Raw genomic sequence first — 15241 nt, 5'->3', positions numbered from 1 at the left:
CTTCGGATTCTGCCGCGGTCCCGGGGGCGGTCGGGACGGCGGGTCACGGGATGGGTCAGTACTCGACGGGGGCAGTGCGCTTGCGGATCATCGTCACCTCGTCGCGCTGGTTGCCGGTCGGGCCGTAGTAGTTGAACGCGTAGGACAGCTGGCCGTACCCGCCGATCAGGTGGGAGGGCTTGAGCATGATGCGGGTCAGGGAGTTGTGGATGCCGCCGCGGCGGCCGTCGCGCTCGGTGAGCGGCACGTTGACCGTGCGGTCCTGGGCGTGGTGCATGAACGCCGTGCCGCGGGGCATGCGGTGGCTGACGACCGCGCGGGCCGCGACCACGCCGTTGCGGTTGACCGCCTCGATCCAGTCGTTGTCCTCGATGCCGACGGCGCGCGCGTCCTCGACGCTCATCCAGATGGTCTGCCCGCCGCGCGAGAGGTTCATCATGAAGAAGTTCTCCATGTACATCGAGTGGATCGCCCACTTGTTGTGGGGCGTCAGGTAGCGCACCGAGATCCCGACCCCGTCGGTGTCCCCGAGCGGCGTCTCGCCGAACAGGGCCGTCATGTCCAGCGGCGGCCGGAACGTCGGCAGCATCTCGCCCATCTCGAGCAGCCAGTCGTGGTCGAGATAGAAGTGCTGGCGCCCCGTGAGGGTGTGCCACGGCTTCTTGCGCTCGACGTTGATCGTGAAGGGGCTGTAGCGCCGGCCCCCGGACTCCGAGCCGGACCACTCGGGGCTCGTGATCACGGGCACCGGCGCGGCCTGGGTGTCGGCGAAGCGGATCTGGCGGCCCTCGTTCTCGGCGGCGAGGTCCGCGAGGCGCGTGCCCGTGCGCTTCTCGAGCGTCTCGAAGCCCTGGGTCGCCATGTGCCCGTTGGAGGTGCCCGACAGCGACAGGATGAACTCGCACGCCTGACGGTCGGTGACCAGGCGCGGGCGGCCGTCGGCGACCGTGCCGGTGCGCGCATGGGTGCCGTTGAGCCGGTGGAGCGCGGCGACGTACGGCTTCACGTCGTAGGCGACGCCCTTGGTGGCCATCCCGAGCTTCTCGAGCAGCGGCCCGATGCTCGTGAACTTCGCGTGGATCTGGGTGTAGTCGCGCTCGACCTCGACGAGGGTCGGCATGGTGCGCCCGGGCACCGCCTCGCACTCCCCCTTCTTCCAGTCGAGCACCCGCCCGTGGGGCGTGGCGAGCTCCCCGGGCGTGTCGTGCTGGAGGGGGAACGCGACGACGTCCGTGCGCGTGCCCAGGTGGGTCGCGGCCAGCTCGCTGAAGCGACGCGCGATCGAGGACCACGTCTCCCAGTCCGTGCGCGACTCCCACGGATTGGAGATCGCGGGGTTGAAGGAGTTGATGAACGGGTGCATGTCGGTCGTCGAGAGGTCGTGCTTCTCGTACCACGTGGCGGCGGGCAGCACGACGTCCGAGTGCAGGGTGTGGCTGGTCATGCGGAAGTCCAGCGTCAGCACCAGGTCGACCTTGCCGATCGGGGCCTCGTCGCGCCACGTGACGTCGCGCGGGCGGAACTCCGGCGGGGTCTCCTCGGCGCTGACCGCCGAGTCCACGCCGAGGAGGTGCTTGAAGAAGTACTGGTCGCCCTTGGCGGAGGAGCCGAGCGTGTTGGCCCGCCAGATCGACCAGATGCGCGGGAAGTTGCGCGGGTCGTCGGGGTCCTCGGCGGCGAAGCGGATCGAGCCGTCCTTGAGGCGGTCCACGAGGTACGGGATCGTCTCCTCCCCCGCCTCCGCGGCCCGGTCGGCGACCTCGAGGCTCGACACGTCGAACTGCGGGAAGAACGGCTGCCAGCCCAGGCGCTGGGACAGCGCGACGGCGTCGGCCGTGGTGGTGCCCGCGAAGCGGCCGGCGCCGGTGGTCGCCGCGAGGGTGTCGGCGCCGAAGGTGTCGTACCGCCACTGGTCGGTGTGCATGTACCAGTAGGTGGTCTGGGTCATCTGGCGCGGCGGCCGCGACCAGTCGAGCGCATTGGCCAGGTGCAGCCAGCCGGTGATGGGCCGCACCTTCTCCTGGCCGACGTAGTGGGCCCAGCCGCCGCCGTTGCGGCCCTGGGTGCCGCACAGGGTGGTGAGCGTGAGGAAGGTGCGGTAGATCGTGTCGGAGTGGAACCAGTGGTTGGTGCCGGCGCCCATGATGATCATCGAGCGGCCGCCCGAGTCGATCGCGTTGGTCGCGAACTCGCGGGCAATGCGGGCGGCGGCGGGGCCGGGCACGCCCGTGATGCCCTCCTGCCACGCGGGCGTGTAGAGGGCCTCGGCGTCGTCGAGGCCCGTGGCCCACTGTCCGGGCAGCCCCTCGCGGCCGACGTCGTACTCGGCCAGCAGCAGGTCGAAGACGGTCGTCACGAGGTCGTCGCCGAGACGTCGCACGGGCACCCCGCGCGCCACGTCGCCGCGGCCGCCCTGGCCCACGGTGTCGAAGCGCGGCAGCAGCACCTCGGCGACGTCCTCGCGGTGGTCCAGGAGGGACAGGGCCGGCTCGATGTCGCCCAGCTCGAGGTTCCAGCGGCCCTCGCCGTCGCTCGAGTAGCGATGGCCGAGCGTGCCGTGGGGCACCCGCGGCGTGCCCGTCGCGACGTCGAACAGCATCGGCTTGAAGTCGGCGTGCTCGCTCGTGCGCTCGGCCTCGGTCGCGTCGTCGAGGCCGTCGGCCTCGAGGTCGGAGGCGACCACCATCTTGCCGGGCACGAGCGCGCCGTCCTCGCGCCGCTCGAGGCGCACCAGGAAGGGCAGGTCGGTGTAGCGGGTCACGTAGTCGTGGAAGAAGGGCGTGGTCCTCTCGACGAAGAACTCGCGCAGGATGGTGTGGCCCATCGCCATCGCGAGCGCCGCGTCGGTGCCGGGGTGCGGGGCGAGCCATTCGTCGGCGAACTTGACGTTCTCGGCGTAGTCGGGGGCGACCGAGACGACCTTCTGGCCGCGATAGCGGGCCTCGGCCATCCAGTGCGCGTCGGGGGTGCGGGTCAGCGGCACGTTCGAGCCCCACATGATGAGGTAGCTCGCGTCCCACCAGTCGCCGGACTCCGGCACGTCGGTCTGGTCGCCGAACACCTGCGGGCTCGCCGGCGGGAGGTCGGCGTACCAGTCGTAGAAGGACAGCATCGAGCCGCCGATGAGCTGGTGGAAGCGGGCGCCCGAGGAGAACGACACCTGGCTCATGGCGGGGATGGGGCTGAACCCGGTCGCGCGGTCGGGACCGTACTCCTTGACGGTGTGCACGTAGGCCGCCGCGACCAGGTCGAGCGCCTCGTCCCAGTCGGCGCGCACGAGGCCGCCCTTGCCGCGCACGGACTTGTAGCGCCGTGCCTTGACGGGGTCCTCGACGATGTTGCGCCAGGCCAGGACGGGGTCGCCGCCGGGCACGCGGGCCCGCTCCTCGCGGAACATGCGCAGCAGCTCGGCGCGCACGTAGGGGTAGCGCACGCGGGTGGGCGAGTAGGTGTACCACGAGAACGAGGCGCCGCGAGGGCAGCCGCGGGGCTCGTACTCGGGCCGGTCGGGGCCGGCCGTGGGGTAGTCGGTCTCCTGGGCCTCCCACGTGATGACGCCGTCCTTGACGAACACCTTCCACGAGCACGAGCCGGTGCAGTTGACGCCGTGGGTCGAGCGCACCACCTTGTCGTGGCTCCAGCGGTCGCGGTAGAAGGTGTCGCCGCTGCGGCCGCCGACGCGCTGGGTGAAGCGGTTGTCCTCGGAGATCCGCTCGCGGCGGCTGAAGATCCGGCGGGTGCCGATGAGCGCGTCGACGAGGGAGGAGTCGACGCCGGGACGCTTCCCCTCGGGGGCGGTCTCGGGGCGGTCGGGCTGGGTGCTGCGGGTGGTCACGGGGTCCTCCTCAGGACGCGGGGCGAACGGTCATGAAGCGGGGTGCGCGGCGGGGCGCCGCCGCCGTCAGCGGGCGCGCCGGCCCACGACGACGGTGACGCCGATCGCGGCGAGCGCCGCGATCAGGAGCAGCACGACGCCGGCGGAGTAGCTGCCGGTCGCGCCGTGCACGGCGCTCATGACGAGCGGGGGCACGAAGCCGCCCAGTCCCCCGGCGGCGCCGACGAACCCGGTGATCGAGCCGACCTGCGCGGGGTCGGCGGTCTGCCCGATGAGGCCGAACACGGCGCCCGAGCCGAGGCCGAGGCCCATCGCCATGACGATGAAGGCGATCGTGCCGAGCGGCATGAGGCCCGGATGGAAGGCCAGCACGACGGCGGCGACGCTCACGAGCGCGTAGGCCACGAGCAGGGTCCGCACGGCGCCGAGGCGGTCGGCGAGGGTGCCGCCGACGGGCCGCATGATGACGGCGACCACGACGAACCCGGCCATGCGGAACGCGGCGTCCGACAGCTCGAGGTCGTACCACGTGGTCAGCATCGTGGGCAGGAAGACCGAGAAGGCGACGTAGCCGCCGAAGGAGACGGCGTACAGGTACGCGGTCTGCCAGGTCAGCGGGATGCGCATGACGCCGCCGAGCTGCGCGGCGAGGTTCTTGGTGACGGGCGTCCAGGTGGGCGAGGTGGGCATGAGGCGCCACGCCACGACGGCGTAGACGGCCAGCACGATCGCGACGATCACGAACGGCGCGACGGGGCCCACGTGGCGCCACAGCGGCACCGTCGCGAACGCGCTGATGGCGGTGCCGCCCATGCCCACGCCGTAGATGCCGGTGGCCATGCCGCGCTTGGCGGCCGGGAACCACGAGTTGACGTACGGGACGCCGATCGCGAAGGTCGTCCCGGCGACGCCGAGGAAGAAGCCGCCGAGCAGGATCATCGGGTAGCTGTGCTGGCCCAGGACGCCGAGGAACAGCACGGGCACGATCGTCGCGATCGACAGGATCGGGAACATCGTGCGGCCGCCGAAGCGGTCGGTCAGGGCGCCCACCAGGATGCGGCCGAGCGAGCCGACGAGCACGGGGATCGCGACCAGCAGCGCCGCGTCCGTCGCGATGCCCTGGGAGACGAACACCGGACCGAGCGGGCTGAGCAGCGCCCAGGCCCAGAAGTTGAGCCCGAAGCCGACGGTCGCGAGGGTGAGGGCCAGGCGCGCCTGGCCGGGTGAGCGGGGATCGGCCTGGTCGGCGACGGCGGGCGCGGCAGGGCGGGGCGAGGACATGGAACCTCCGGGGCGGGAAGCGAGGGGCGACGGCCGGGGCGGGCCGATCGGTCCAGGCTAGGGTAGCCTCCGCGCGCCGCCGGAACCGATGGTCCCGATCCTCGCCGTGCGGCGGTGGTCAGGCCGCCGCGGCCCGGGGGCGCTCCTTCTCCGCGCCCAGCACGTCCATCGCGGCCGTGAACTCCTGCTCGATCTCGTCGTTCGGGCGGCAGGTCAGCAGGGCGATGTCGTGATCCGGACGGAACATGCGATCCTTCCTCTCCGGCCGTGCCGTCGTGCTCGGCTCAGACCAGCCTCTGCACGGTGCGGGGCACGCCGTTCTCCGAGGTGGAGCGGTAGTCGCTGACCCGGAGCTCGGCCCCGAGCACGTCGACGACCTCGAGGCGGCGCCCGCCGAGGATGCGGTTGGCGATGTCGACCGTGCCGATGTCCACGCGGGCTCGCCCCAGGTGCCTCTCCTGCACGATCTCGTCGACCGAGGGGTCGCGGCTGACGACCTCCATGCTGTCGAAGCCCGGCCCGTTCTTCTGGGGGACCGCCCTGACCTGGTACTGGGGGTAGATGCTCAGATGGCTCCACGCGGCGTCGTCCACGGCGTCGTCGAGCACGACGTCGGCCTCGAAGACCTCGGTGTCGTAGTCGTCGACCCGGACGTGCAGTCCCGAGGCGTCCTCGTCCCAGGTCATCCGGGCGAGGGCCTTGGGGTACCCCCAGGCCTCCCGTCCCATCGCCACCGAGGTGTGCTGGTCCTCGTACTCGAAGCAGTACGTGCCGCCCCTGCGGCCCTCGAACGTGATCGGCAGCACGACGCTCGCGTCCGTCCATCCCGGCCCCGCGGAGAAGTCCGCCATGCCCAGCACGAAGACGTCGTCCTGCAGGCCGAACGGCAGGTGCCCGACGAGGTGCTCGAGCTGGTCCCGGTCGCCGCGGCAGTAGATCCACAGCTGCCGGAGGCCGTCCACCTCGTAGGTGGTGTCGCCCGGCATCATCCCGGTGAAGCGCGAGGTCATAGGTCACGATGTCGTCCTGTCTGTCGGGGGCGGGGGCGGCGGTGCTCAGACGAGGGAGTCGAGCACGATCGGGGTGCCGTGCGCGTGCGTGGCGGCGAAGTCCCCGAGGACGTACTCCCCGCCCAGGACCTCGAGGATCTCGAGCGCCGCGCCGTCGAGGATGTCCGAGCCGATGTCGATGCGTCCGACCTGGGCGCTCGCGCGGCCGAGGCGCCGCTCGGTGAGCACGAAGTTCGCGGCGGTGTCGCGCAGGGAGATGTCGAACTGGGAGTACGAGGGCCCGTCGAGCTCGGGCACGGCGCGCACCTGGAGGGTCGGGGACAGCACCGCATCGGCCCAGCCCTCGCCGCTCACGGCGTCGTCGAACTCGAGCGCGATGTCGAGGATGGGCGTGTCGTAGTGCCAGATGGTGCCGCGCGCGCCGCGGTCGTCCTTGTCCAACGAGATCTTGGCGTACCGCTTGGGGTATCCCCACAGCTCGCGTCCGGCCGCGGTGCTCCAGTGCTCGTCCTCGAACTCGAAGAAGTAGGTGCCGCCACGATGCTCGCCGTACGCGATGGGCAGGATGGCTCCCCCGTCGAAGTACCGGCCCTGCGTCATCGTGCAGTTCGCGAAGTCGGCGACGGTCAGCACGAACACGTCGCTCGTGAGCTCGAAGGGGGTGACGCCGACGAGCGCGGAGAGCTGCTCGCGGTCGCCTCGGCAGTAGACGTTGAGCGTGGCCAGATCCGTGCACGCGTACTCCTGGTCGCCCGGGTCGTAGCCCAGGACGGTGAAGTACCGGCGGGGGTCGTACGAGGCGCTCTTCAGGGGTCCTTCGTGCTCGGGTCCGGGGGCACGGCCATCGGGGTGACCGTGATCACCTGAACATACCACTGAAATTTCAGTTGGGTGTCCAAGACCCCCGCTCAGGACCACGGACCAGGCATCGCGCCCGGTCAGCCGGCGTCGAGATCGCGCAGGAGGGCGAGCGCAGCGGTCGTGTCGCGCCGCACGTGATCGCGCATCGCCTCCCGGGCCGCCTCGGCGTCGCGGTCGTTCACGGCGAGCGCGACGTCCCGATAGCTGCCCATGTCGTACGCGTCGAGCGTGAAGGACGGCCGATCGATCGACTGGCTGCGGTGACAGTAGTTCCAGATCCGCAGGGCGTGGGCGAAGTGCCGCTCCAGATCCACGATCAGGCTGTCATTGCGCGTCTGCCGGTAGATCATGCGATGGAAGGCGCTGTCGGCGTCGGTGAACCGCATGAGCGTGGGGAGGTCGCTCTCGTGCGACGCGAGCTCGTCCATCGTGGCGATGTGCCGGAGCAGCTCCTCGTGCTCGCGCCGCGAGCCGCGCCTGGCCGCGAGCGCGGTGGCGAAGCCCTCGAGCTCCTCGCGGATCTCGAGCTCCCACTGCAGCGAGTGCAGGCCGACCTCGGTCGTGAGGGTCCCGCGCCGCGGCAGGATCATCACGAGGCCGTCGTACTCGAGGCGGCGCAGCGCCTGCCGGACGGGCGAGAGGCCCATCCCGAGCTCCTGGCTCAGCGCCTTCTCGTGGAGCGGGGTCAACGGCGGGTAGTCGAGGTGCACGATGCGCTGCCAGAGCTCGCGATACGCGCGTCCGGCGAGGCTCTGTCCGATGTCGCTCACTCTCGTCCCTTCACGACCGTGGCCGGTCCGCTCCCGGACCGTCACCGCGCCGTCACGGTCCGCCAGCGGACTCGTGCGCCGCTCGGACGGTCTCCGTCCTCATCCTCTCAGGGCTGCGCGATGCCCGCCTTGTACAGCCCGTAGGTGTACGCGTCGGCGATGGCCTCCCACGAGGCCTCGATCATGTTGGGGCCCACGCCCACCGTCTGGAACTCGATGCCGTCCCCCGCGGTGCGGATCAGCACGCGCGTCGTCGCGTCGGTGCCGTGGTGGGCGTCGAGGATGCGCACCTTGAAGTCGAGCAGCTCGAACTCGTCGATGAGCGGGTAGCGGCCCCGCAGCGCGGAGCGCAGCGCGAGGTCGAGCGCGTTGACGGGACCGTTGCCCTCGGCGAGCGCGACCGAGCGGCCGTCGCCGTCCCCCGGCTCGGAGAGCTTGACGGTCGCCTCGGTCTCGAGGGTGCCGTCGCGCAGCTGGTGGGAGCTGGCCCGCCACGACTCGACGTCGAAGTATCGGGGCACACGGCCCATCTCGTCCATGAGCAGCAGCTCGAAGGAGGCGTCCGCCGCCTCGTACGAGTAGCCCTCGGCCTCGCGCTGCTTGACGCGCGCGGCGAGGCGCCCCAGCAGGTTCTTCTCCCCTGCCAGGTCGAAGCCCAGCTCGCGGCCCTTGAGCTCGATCGAGGCGCGCCCGGCCATGTCGGAGATGATCATGCGCATGTCGTTGCCCACGCGGCGCGGGTCGATGTGCTGGTACAGGTCGGGGTCCACGCGGATCGCCGAGGCGTGCAGCCCCGCTTTGTGGGCGAAGGCGCTCGTCCCGACGTAGGGCGCGCGGGGCGAGGCCGGCATGTTGACGATCTCGCCGATCGCGTGCGCGATCCGGGTCGCCTCGGCGAGCGTGCCGGCGGGCACGAGGTCGTGGCCCATCTTGAGCTGGAGGTCGCCGAGCATCGTGAGCAGGTCCGCGTTGCCGGTGCGCTCGCCGTAGCCGTTGACGCAGCCCTGGACGTGGCTGATGCCGCCGCGCACCGCGGTGAGGGCGTTGGCGACCGCGCAGCCCGAGTCGTTGTGCGTGTGGGCGCCGAGCCGCGCCTCCGCGAGGCCCGCGTCCGCGAGGCGCGCCTGCAGGTCCGCGACGATCTCGCCGACGTCGTGCGGGAGCATGCCGCCGTTGGTGTCGCACAGCACGACCACGCGCGCCCCGGCCCGGAAGGCCTCGACGACGACGGACGCGGTGTAGTCGGCGTCGGCGCGGAAGCCGTCGAAGAAGTGCTCGGCGTCGATGACCACCTCGCGCCCCGCGGCGACCAGGTGGGCGACGGTCTCGCGCACCATCGCGAGGTTCTCGGGGCCGTCGGTGCGCAGGGCCCCGGTGACGTGGCGCAGGTCGGACTTGGCCACGAGGGTGATCGTGGGGGCGCCCGAGTCGAGCAGGGCGCGCACCTGCTCGTCCTCCTCGACCGCCGCGCCCGCCTTGCGGGTGGCGCCGAACGCGGCCAGGCGCGCGTGATGGAGCTCGAGCTCGGTGCGGGCCCGCGCGAAGAACTCGGTGTCGCGCGGGACGGCGCCGGGCCAGCCGCCCTCGATGTAGGTCACGCCGAGCTCGTCGAGCAGGCGTGCGACGGCGAGCTTGTCGGCGACCGAGAGCGTCAGGCCCTCCTGCTGGGAGCCGTCGCGCAGCGTCGTGTCGTAGAGGTGGAAGGAGTCGATGGGCGGGGGCGGATGCGGGGCGGACATCCTGGGCCTCCTCAGACGAGCCTGGTCAGCCAGCCGTGGCGGTCCTCGGCCCGGCCGTACTGGATGTCGGTGAGCTCCTTGCGCAGGGCGAGGGTGTGCTCGCCCGAGCCGCCTCCGCCGACCGGCCAGGAGCCGTCCTTGGAGCGGAACTCCCCGATCGGGGTGATGACGGCGGCGGTGCCGCACGCGAACATCTCGACGATGTCGCCCGAGGTCACCTGGTCGAGCACGCTCGACATGTCGAGGCGCTCCTCGGCGGGGGCGAGGCCGCGGTCCGCGGCGAGCTGCAGGATCGAGTCGCGCGTGACGCCGGGCAGGATCGAGCCCGACAGCTCGGGGGTGACGATCCGCCCGTCGGCCGTGATCGCGAAGACGTTCATGCCCGACAGCTCGTCGATCCGGGTGTGGGTCTCGGAGTCGAGGAACAGGACCTCGTCGGCGCCGTGCTCGGCGGCCTCCTTCTTGCCCAGCAGCGAGGAGGCGTAGTTGCCGCCGCACTTGGCGGCGCCCGTGCCGCCCGCGCCGGCGCGGGCGTAGGTGTCGGAGATCCACACCACGAGCGGCTCGACGCCGCGCGGGAAGTAGTCGCCCGCGGGCGAGGCGATCACGTAGTAGTCGACGGTGTGGGAGGCGCGCACGCCCAGGAAGGACTCCGAGGCGAACATGAACGGGCGCAGGTACAGGGAGTGCTCGGCGCTCGGGTCGACCGCGGGGACCCACGGCTCGTCGGCCGCGGTCACGGTGCGCAGGGAGGCGAGGAAGTCCTCGGTGGGCAGCTCGGGCAGGGCAAGGCGACGGGCCGAGGCCTGCATGCGCTCGGCGTTCTTCTCGGGGCGGAAGGTCCACACCGAGCCGTCCTCGTGGCGGAAGGCCTTGAGGCCCTCGAAGATCTCCTGCGCGTAGTGGAAGACGGCCGTGGCGGGGTCGAGGCTGAGCGGGCCGTAGGGCACGAGCTCGTCGCCGCCCCAGCCGCCCTCGGCGTTCCAGCGGGCGTGCGCCATGAAGTCGGCGAAGTGCTGGCCGAAGCCGGGTGCGGCGAGGATGGCGGCGCGCTCGTCGTCCGTGGCACGGCGGGTGGCATCAGCCTGAGGGAACGAGAGCGGGGACACCGTGAACCTCCGGGGGTGTGACGTGGATGGGGTGAAGACTACGCGGCGCTCAGGCGCCGCGGACGGCCTCGGCGAGGTCGGTGCCGATCTGGGCCGTCGAGCGGGCGGGGCGTCCCGCGCGGCTCGCGAGATCCTGCTCGACGGCGCGGCGCACACGCTCGGCGGCGTCGGCCCGGCCGATGTGGTCGAGCAGCAGCGCGACGGAGAGCACGGTCGCGGTCGGGTCGGCGAGGCCCTGCCCGGCGATGTCGGGCGCGGAGCCGTGGACCGGCTCGAACATGGACGGGAAGGCGCCGGTGGGGTTGATGTTGCCGCTCGCCGCGAGCCCGATGCCGCCGCCGATCGCGCCGGCCAGGTCGGTCAGGATGTCGCCGAACAGGTTGTCGGTGACGATCACGTCGAAGCGCGACGGATCCGTCACGAGGTAGATGGTCGCGGCGTCGACGTGGGCGTAGTCGACGCTCACCTGGGGGTACTCGGCCCCGACCTGCTCGACGATGCGGCGCCACAGGTGCCCGGCGTGCACGAGCACGTTGTGCTTGTGCACGAGCGTCAGGTGCCCGCGGCGGGCGGCGGCCTGGTCGAAGGCGTAGCGGACCACACGCTCGACGCCGAGGGCGGTGTTGAGGCTGACCTCGGTCGCGACCTCGTCCTTCGTGCCCTCGCGTAGGGTGCCGCCGTTGCCGACGTACGGGCCCTCGGTGCCCTCGCGGACCACCAGGAAGTCGACCTGGCCCGGGTCCTGGAGGGGCGTGGAGACCCCCGTGAACAGGCGGGTGGGACGCAGGTTGACGTACTGGTCGAAGGCGAAGCGCAGGCGCAGCAGCATGCCCCGCTCGAGCACGCCGGAGGGCACGTCGGGGTCGCCGACGGCGCCCAGCAGGATCGCGTCGTGCTCGGCGAGACGCTCGAGGTCCTCGTCGGTCAGGGTCTCGCCCGTGCGGTGCCAGCGCCCCGCGCCGAGGTCGAAGGGGGTGGTCTCGACGGTGACGTCGCTGCCCTCGAGCGCGGCGGCCAGGACCCGCAGGCCCTCGGGGACGACCTCGTGGCCGATGCCGTCGCCCTCGATGACGGCCAGCTTCAGGGTGCTCATGTGCTTCAGGGTTCCTCTGTGTTCGCGGAGATGGGGGGTGGTCGCGGTCGCGGCCGCGGTCAGTAGACGAGGTCGACGCTCTGGCAGCGGGTCGCCCCGATCTGCTCGCCGATGTCCTCGGCGATCTGCTGGTCGACGCTCTGGTCGAGGTTCAGGATCACGAGCGCCTCGGAGCCCGTGCCCGCCTCGCGGGAGACGACCATGCCCGCGATGTTGATGCCGGCCTCGCCGAGCAGGCCGCCGTAGCGGCCGATCAGGCCGGGACGGTCCTCGTAGCGGATGAACATGAGGTGGTCGGACAGGGGCGTGTCGACCTCGTGACCGCCCACCTCGACGAGCTTGTGCTCCTGGGAGACCCCGGACAGGGTGCCCGAGACCGACACCACGGAGCCGTCGCGCAGGGTGCCGCGCACCTGGACCACGTTGCGGAAGCGGTCGGGGTCCTCCGCGGTCACGAGGTCCACGCGGATGCCGCGCTCCTCGGCGAGCACGGGCGCGTTGACGTAGCTGACCTGCTCGGTGACGATCGGGCGGAAGATGCCGCGCAGCGCCGAGAGCTTGATCGCGGTGACGTCGCGCGAGGCGATCTCGCCGCGCACGACGATCTCGAGCAGCTCGGGCGCCTCGGCGGCGAGCGCCGTGAACACCTGGCCGAGCCGGTCGGCCAGGGCGATCCCGGGCCGCACGTCCTCGTCGATCGCACCGCCGGCGACGTTGACCGCGTCGGGCACGAGCTCGCCCGCGAGCGCGAGGCGCACGGAGCGGGCCACGGCCACGCCCGCCTTCTCCTGGGCCTCCACGGTCGAGGCACCCAGGTGGGGCGTGAGGGTCACGGTCGGCAGCTCGAGCAGCCGGGCCGCGGTCTCGGAGGCCGTGGGGGGCTCGGAGGAGTAGACGTCGAGGGCGGCGCCCGCGATCCGGCCCTCGGCGAGGGCCCGGTACAGGGCCTCCTCGTCGATGAGGCCCCCGCGCGCGGCGTTGACGACGTGGAGGCCGGGCTTGGCGAGGGCGAGCTCAGCCTCGCCGATGAGGCCGACGGTCTCCGGGGTCCTGGGCATGTGCACGGTCACGACGTCGGCCGTGCTCATGAGCTCCTCGAGGTCGACCACGCGCGCGCCCAGCTCGGCGGCGCGCGCCTGGGAGACGTAGGGGTCGTAGGCGAGCAGGTGCACGCCGAAGGGGCGCAGGCGCTCGGCGACGAGCTGGCCGATGCGGCCGAAGCCGACGACGCCGACCGTCTTGTCGAGCAGCTCGGTGCCCGTGAGCTGCTTGCGCTCCCAGCGTCCGGCCTTGACGGAGGCGTCGGCCCGGCCCAGGTGGCGCAGGCTCGCCAGGATGAGGGCCACCGCGAGCTCGGCCGCCGAGGTGATGTTGGAGGTCGGGGCGTTGATGACCATCGCGCCGGCGGTGGTCGCGGCGGGCACGTCGACGTTGTCGAGGCCCACGCCGGCGCGCGCGACGACCGTGAGGTGGGGCGCCGCGGCGAACACCTCGGCGTCGACCGTGGTGGCGGAGCGGACGAGCAGGGCATCGGCCTCGGCGACTGCGGCCAGGAGGGCCGCACGGTCGGTGCCGTCGACCTGGCGCACCTCGACGTCGGGGCCGAGGACCTCGACGGTGGCGGGCGAGAGCTCTTCGGCGATGAGCACGACGGGACGCGGCACGATCTGACCTCCGGGGGTGGGTTGGACGATGGGGCTGAGCCTAGTGGGGTGTCCGCGATGCGGTCACAGGGGTCACCATGCAAGATGCACGGCGGGGTGCTGCTGGGCGGGACGGGCGAGGCCGGCCGCGCTCGGATCGCGAGCGGCGACCGGCCTCGAGAGGGCCGGTGCGGATCAGCGCGCGGCGGAGCCCTCGGTGTAGTCCGCGTCGACGTTCTCCTTGTTCCAGGAGAACATCTTGCGCAGCTCCTTGCCGACGCCCTCGATCGGGTGACCGGCCTCGGTCTCGCGCAGCTGGGTGAACTCGGCCGCGCCCTTGTCCTGGTCGTCGATGAAGCGCTGGGCGAAGGTGCCGTCCTGGATGTCGGACAGCACCGCCTTCATGCTCTCCTTGACGTGGTCGTCGACGACGCGGGGGCCCGAGACGTAGTCGCCGTACTCGGCGGTGTCCGAGATCGACCAGCGCTGCTTGGAGATGCCGCCCTCGATCATGAGGTCGACGATGAGCTTGAGCTCGTGGAGCACCTCGAAGTAGGCGATCTCCGGCTGGTAGCCGGCCTCGGTGAGGGTCTCGAAGCCCGCCTGCACGAGGTGGCTCATGCCGCCGCACAGCACGGCCTGCTCGCCGAACAGGTCGGTCTCGGTCTCCTCGGTGAAGGTGGTGCGGATGCCGCCGGCGCGCAGGCCGCCGATGCCCTTGGCGTAGGACAGCGCGAGCGGCCAGGCCTCGCCCGTCGCGTCCTGCTCGACGGCGACGATGACCGGGACGCCGCGGCCCGCGACGTACTCGCGGCGCACGGTGTGGCCGGGGCCCTTGGGGGCGACCATGCACACGTCGACGCCCTCGGGGGCCTCGACGTAGCCGAAGCGGACGTTGAAGCCGTGCGCGAAGAAGAGGGCGTTGCCGGCCTCGAGGTTGTCGCGGATCTCCTCGGCGTACAGCGTGCGCTGGTGCTGATCGGGCGCGAGGATCATGACGACGTCGGCCCACGCGGAGACCTCGGCCGGGGTGCCGACCGTGAGGCCCTGCTCCTCGGCCTTCTCGCGGGAGCCCGAGCCCTCGCGCAGGCCGACGCGGACCTCGACGCCCGAGTCGCGCAGGTTCAGCGCGTGGGCGTGGCCCTGCGAGCCGAAGCCGATGACGGCGACCTTCTTGGACTGGATGAGCGAGAGGTCGGCGTCGTCGTCGTAGAACATGTCAGCCACGAGATGTGCTCCTTCATAGGGGTGAGGCGGTGCAGTCGGTTCGGTGACGGACTCATGGTAGCCCGCCACCGTCTTGCGTTCTGAGAGGCGCGCCCGAATAGTGGGACGACTCTCGGGGTGGGAGCCGTCAGGACAGCAGCGTGCGGTCGGTGATCGACCGGCCTCCGCGCGAGATGGCGACGGCTCCCGACTTGACGATCTCCCGGATGCCGAAGGGCTCGAGCATGCCCAGCAGGGCGCGCAGCTTGTCCTCGGCGCCGGTGGCCTCGATGGTCACCGCGTCGGAGGAGGCGTCGACCACCTTGGCGCGGAACATCTGGACGATCTCCAGCACGGAGGTGCGCGTGGAGCTGTCGGCCTTGACCTTGACCAGCACGAGCTCGCGCACGACGGTCTGGCGCGGCTCGAGCTGGACGATCTTGAGGACGTTGACGAGCTTGTTGAGCTGCTTGGTGATCTGCTCGAGCGGCTGCTCGTCGACGTCGACCGCGACGGTGATGCGGGAGATCTCGGGGTGCTCGGTGGGGCCCACGGCGAGGGAGGAGATGTTGTACCCGCGCCGTGCGAACAGCGCCGCGACGCGGGTCAGCACGCCGGGCTTGTTCTCGACCAGCACCGAGAGGGTGTGGGTGTTGGGAAGCATGGACTTGGTGGTGGTGCTCGCGTTCTGCAT

Annotated in this window: 12 protein-coding genes; all 12 read right to left on the bottom strand. The window is 71.6% G+C overall.

The genetic code is table 11. The features are described from left to right. Positions 1-55 precede the first annotated feature (55 nt). Positions 56-3835: a nitrate reductase subunit alpha gene (locus tag BRM3_RS10410; RefSeq protein ID WP_263593256.1), complete on the bottom strand. Its 3780-nt coding sequence runs from the start codon at positions 3833-3835 to the stop codon at positions 56-58. Positions 3836-3901: 66 nt separating this feature from the next. Then, positions 3902-5116 carry an MFS transporter gene (locus BRM3_RS10405; protein ID WP_263593255.1) on the bottom strand — a complete coding sequence of 405 codons (1215 nt, stop codon included), beginning with the start codon at positions 5114-5116 and terminating at the stop codon, positions 3902-3904. A gap of 118 nt (positions 5117-5234) precedes the next feature. Beyond that, the gene (locus tag BRM3_RS10400) at positions 5235-5363 is read right to left on the bottom strand and encodes a hypothetical protein (RefSeq protein WP_263593254.1); all 129 of its coding nucleotides are present in this window, start codon (positions 5361-5363) and stop codon (positions 5235-5237) included. A 37-nt stretch (positions 5364-5400) separates the two neighbouring features. Continuing rightward, on the bottom strand, positions 5401-6126 hold the full coding sequence (locus tag BRM3_RS10395; RefSeq protein WP_263593253.1) for an acetoacetate decarboxylase family protein: 726 nt from the start codon (positions 6124-6126) through the stop codon (positions 5401-5403). 45 nt (positions 6127-6171) lie between these two features. After that, positions 6172-7002, bottom strand: coding sequence for an acetoacetate decarboxylase family protein (locus tag BRM3_RS10390; RefSeq protein ID WP_263593252.1), 831 nt, complete (start codon positions 7000-7002; stop codon positions 6172-6174). Between the two features lie 62 nt (positions 7003-7064). Then, a complete protein-coding gene (locus tag BRM3_RS10385) occupies positions 7065-7757 on the bottom strand; it encodes a GntR family transcriptional regulator (protein WP_263593251.1) in 693 nt (230 codons plus the stop codon). 107 nt (positions 7758-7864) lie between these two features. Then, complete coding sequence (gene cimA / locus BRM3_RS10380) at positions 7865-9496, bottom strand: citramalate synthase (protein ID WP_263593250.1); 1632 nt, start codon at positions 9494-9496, stop codon at positions 7865-7867. An 11-nt stretch (positions 9497-9507) separates the two neighbouring features. Further along, positions 9508-10605, bottom strand: coding sequence for a branched-chain amino acid aminotransferase (locus BRM3_RS10375; protein WP_263593249.1), 1098 nt, complete (start codon positions 10603-10605; stop codon positions 9508-9510). Between the two features lie 49 nt (positions 10606-10654). Beyond that, positions 10655-11698, bottom strand: coding sequence for a 3-isopropylmalate dehydrogenase (locus tag BRM3_RS10370; RefSeq protein ID WP_263593248.1), 1044 nt, complete (start codon positions 11696-11698; stop codon positions 10655-10657). A gap of 59 nt (positions 11699-11757) precedes the next feature. Next, positions 11758-13362, bottom strand: coding sequence for a phosphoglycerate dehydrogenase (serA, locus tag BRM3_RS10365; RefSeq protein WP_263593247.1), 1605 nt, complete (start codon positions 13360-13362; stop codon positions 11758-11760). 174 nt (positions 13363-13536) lie between these two features. Beyond that, positions 13537-14568: a ketol-acid reductoisomerase gene (gene ilvC, locus BRM3_RS10360; protein ID WP_263593246.1), complete on the bottom strand. Its 1032-nt coding sequence runs from the start codon at positions 14566-14568 to the stop codon at positions 13537-13539. Positions 14569-14695: 127 nt separating this feature from the next. Continuing rightward, a complete protein-coding gene (gene ilvN, locus BRM3_RS10355; protein ID WP_263593245.1) occupies positions 14696-15241 on the bottom strand; it encodes an acetolactate synthase small subunit in 546 nt (181 codons plus the stop codon).

The sequence above is a fragment of the Brachybacterium huguangmaarense genome (genome assembly GCF_025725725.1).
In the GTDB taxonomy this organism is placed as follows: Bacteria; Actinomycetota; Actinomycetes; order Actinomycetales; family Dermabacteraceae; genus Brachybacterium; species Brachybacterium huguangmaarense.
The sequence above is the reverse complement of the archived record's forward strand: the minus strand, read 5'-3'. Positions and strand labels throughout refer to the sequence as shown.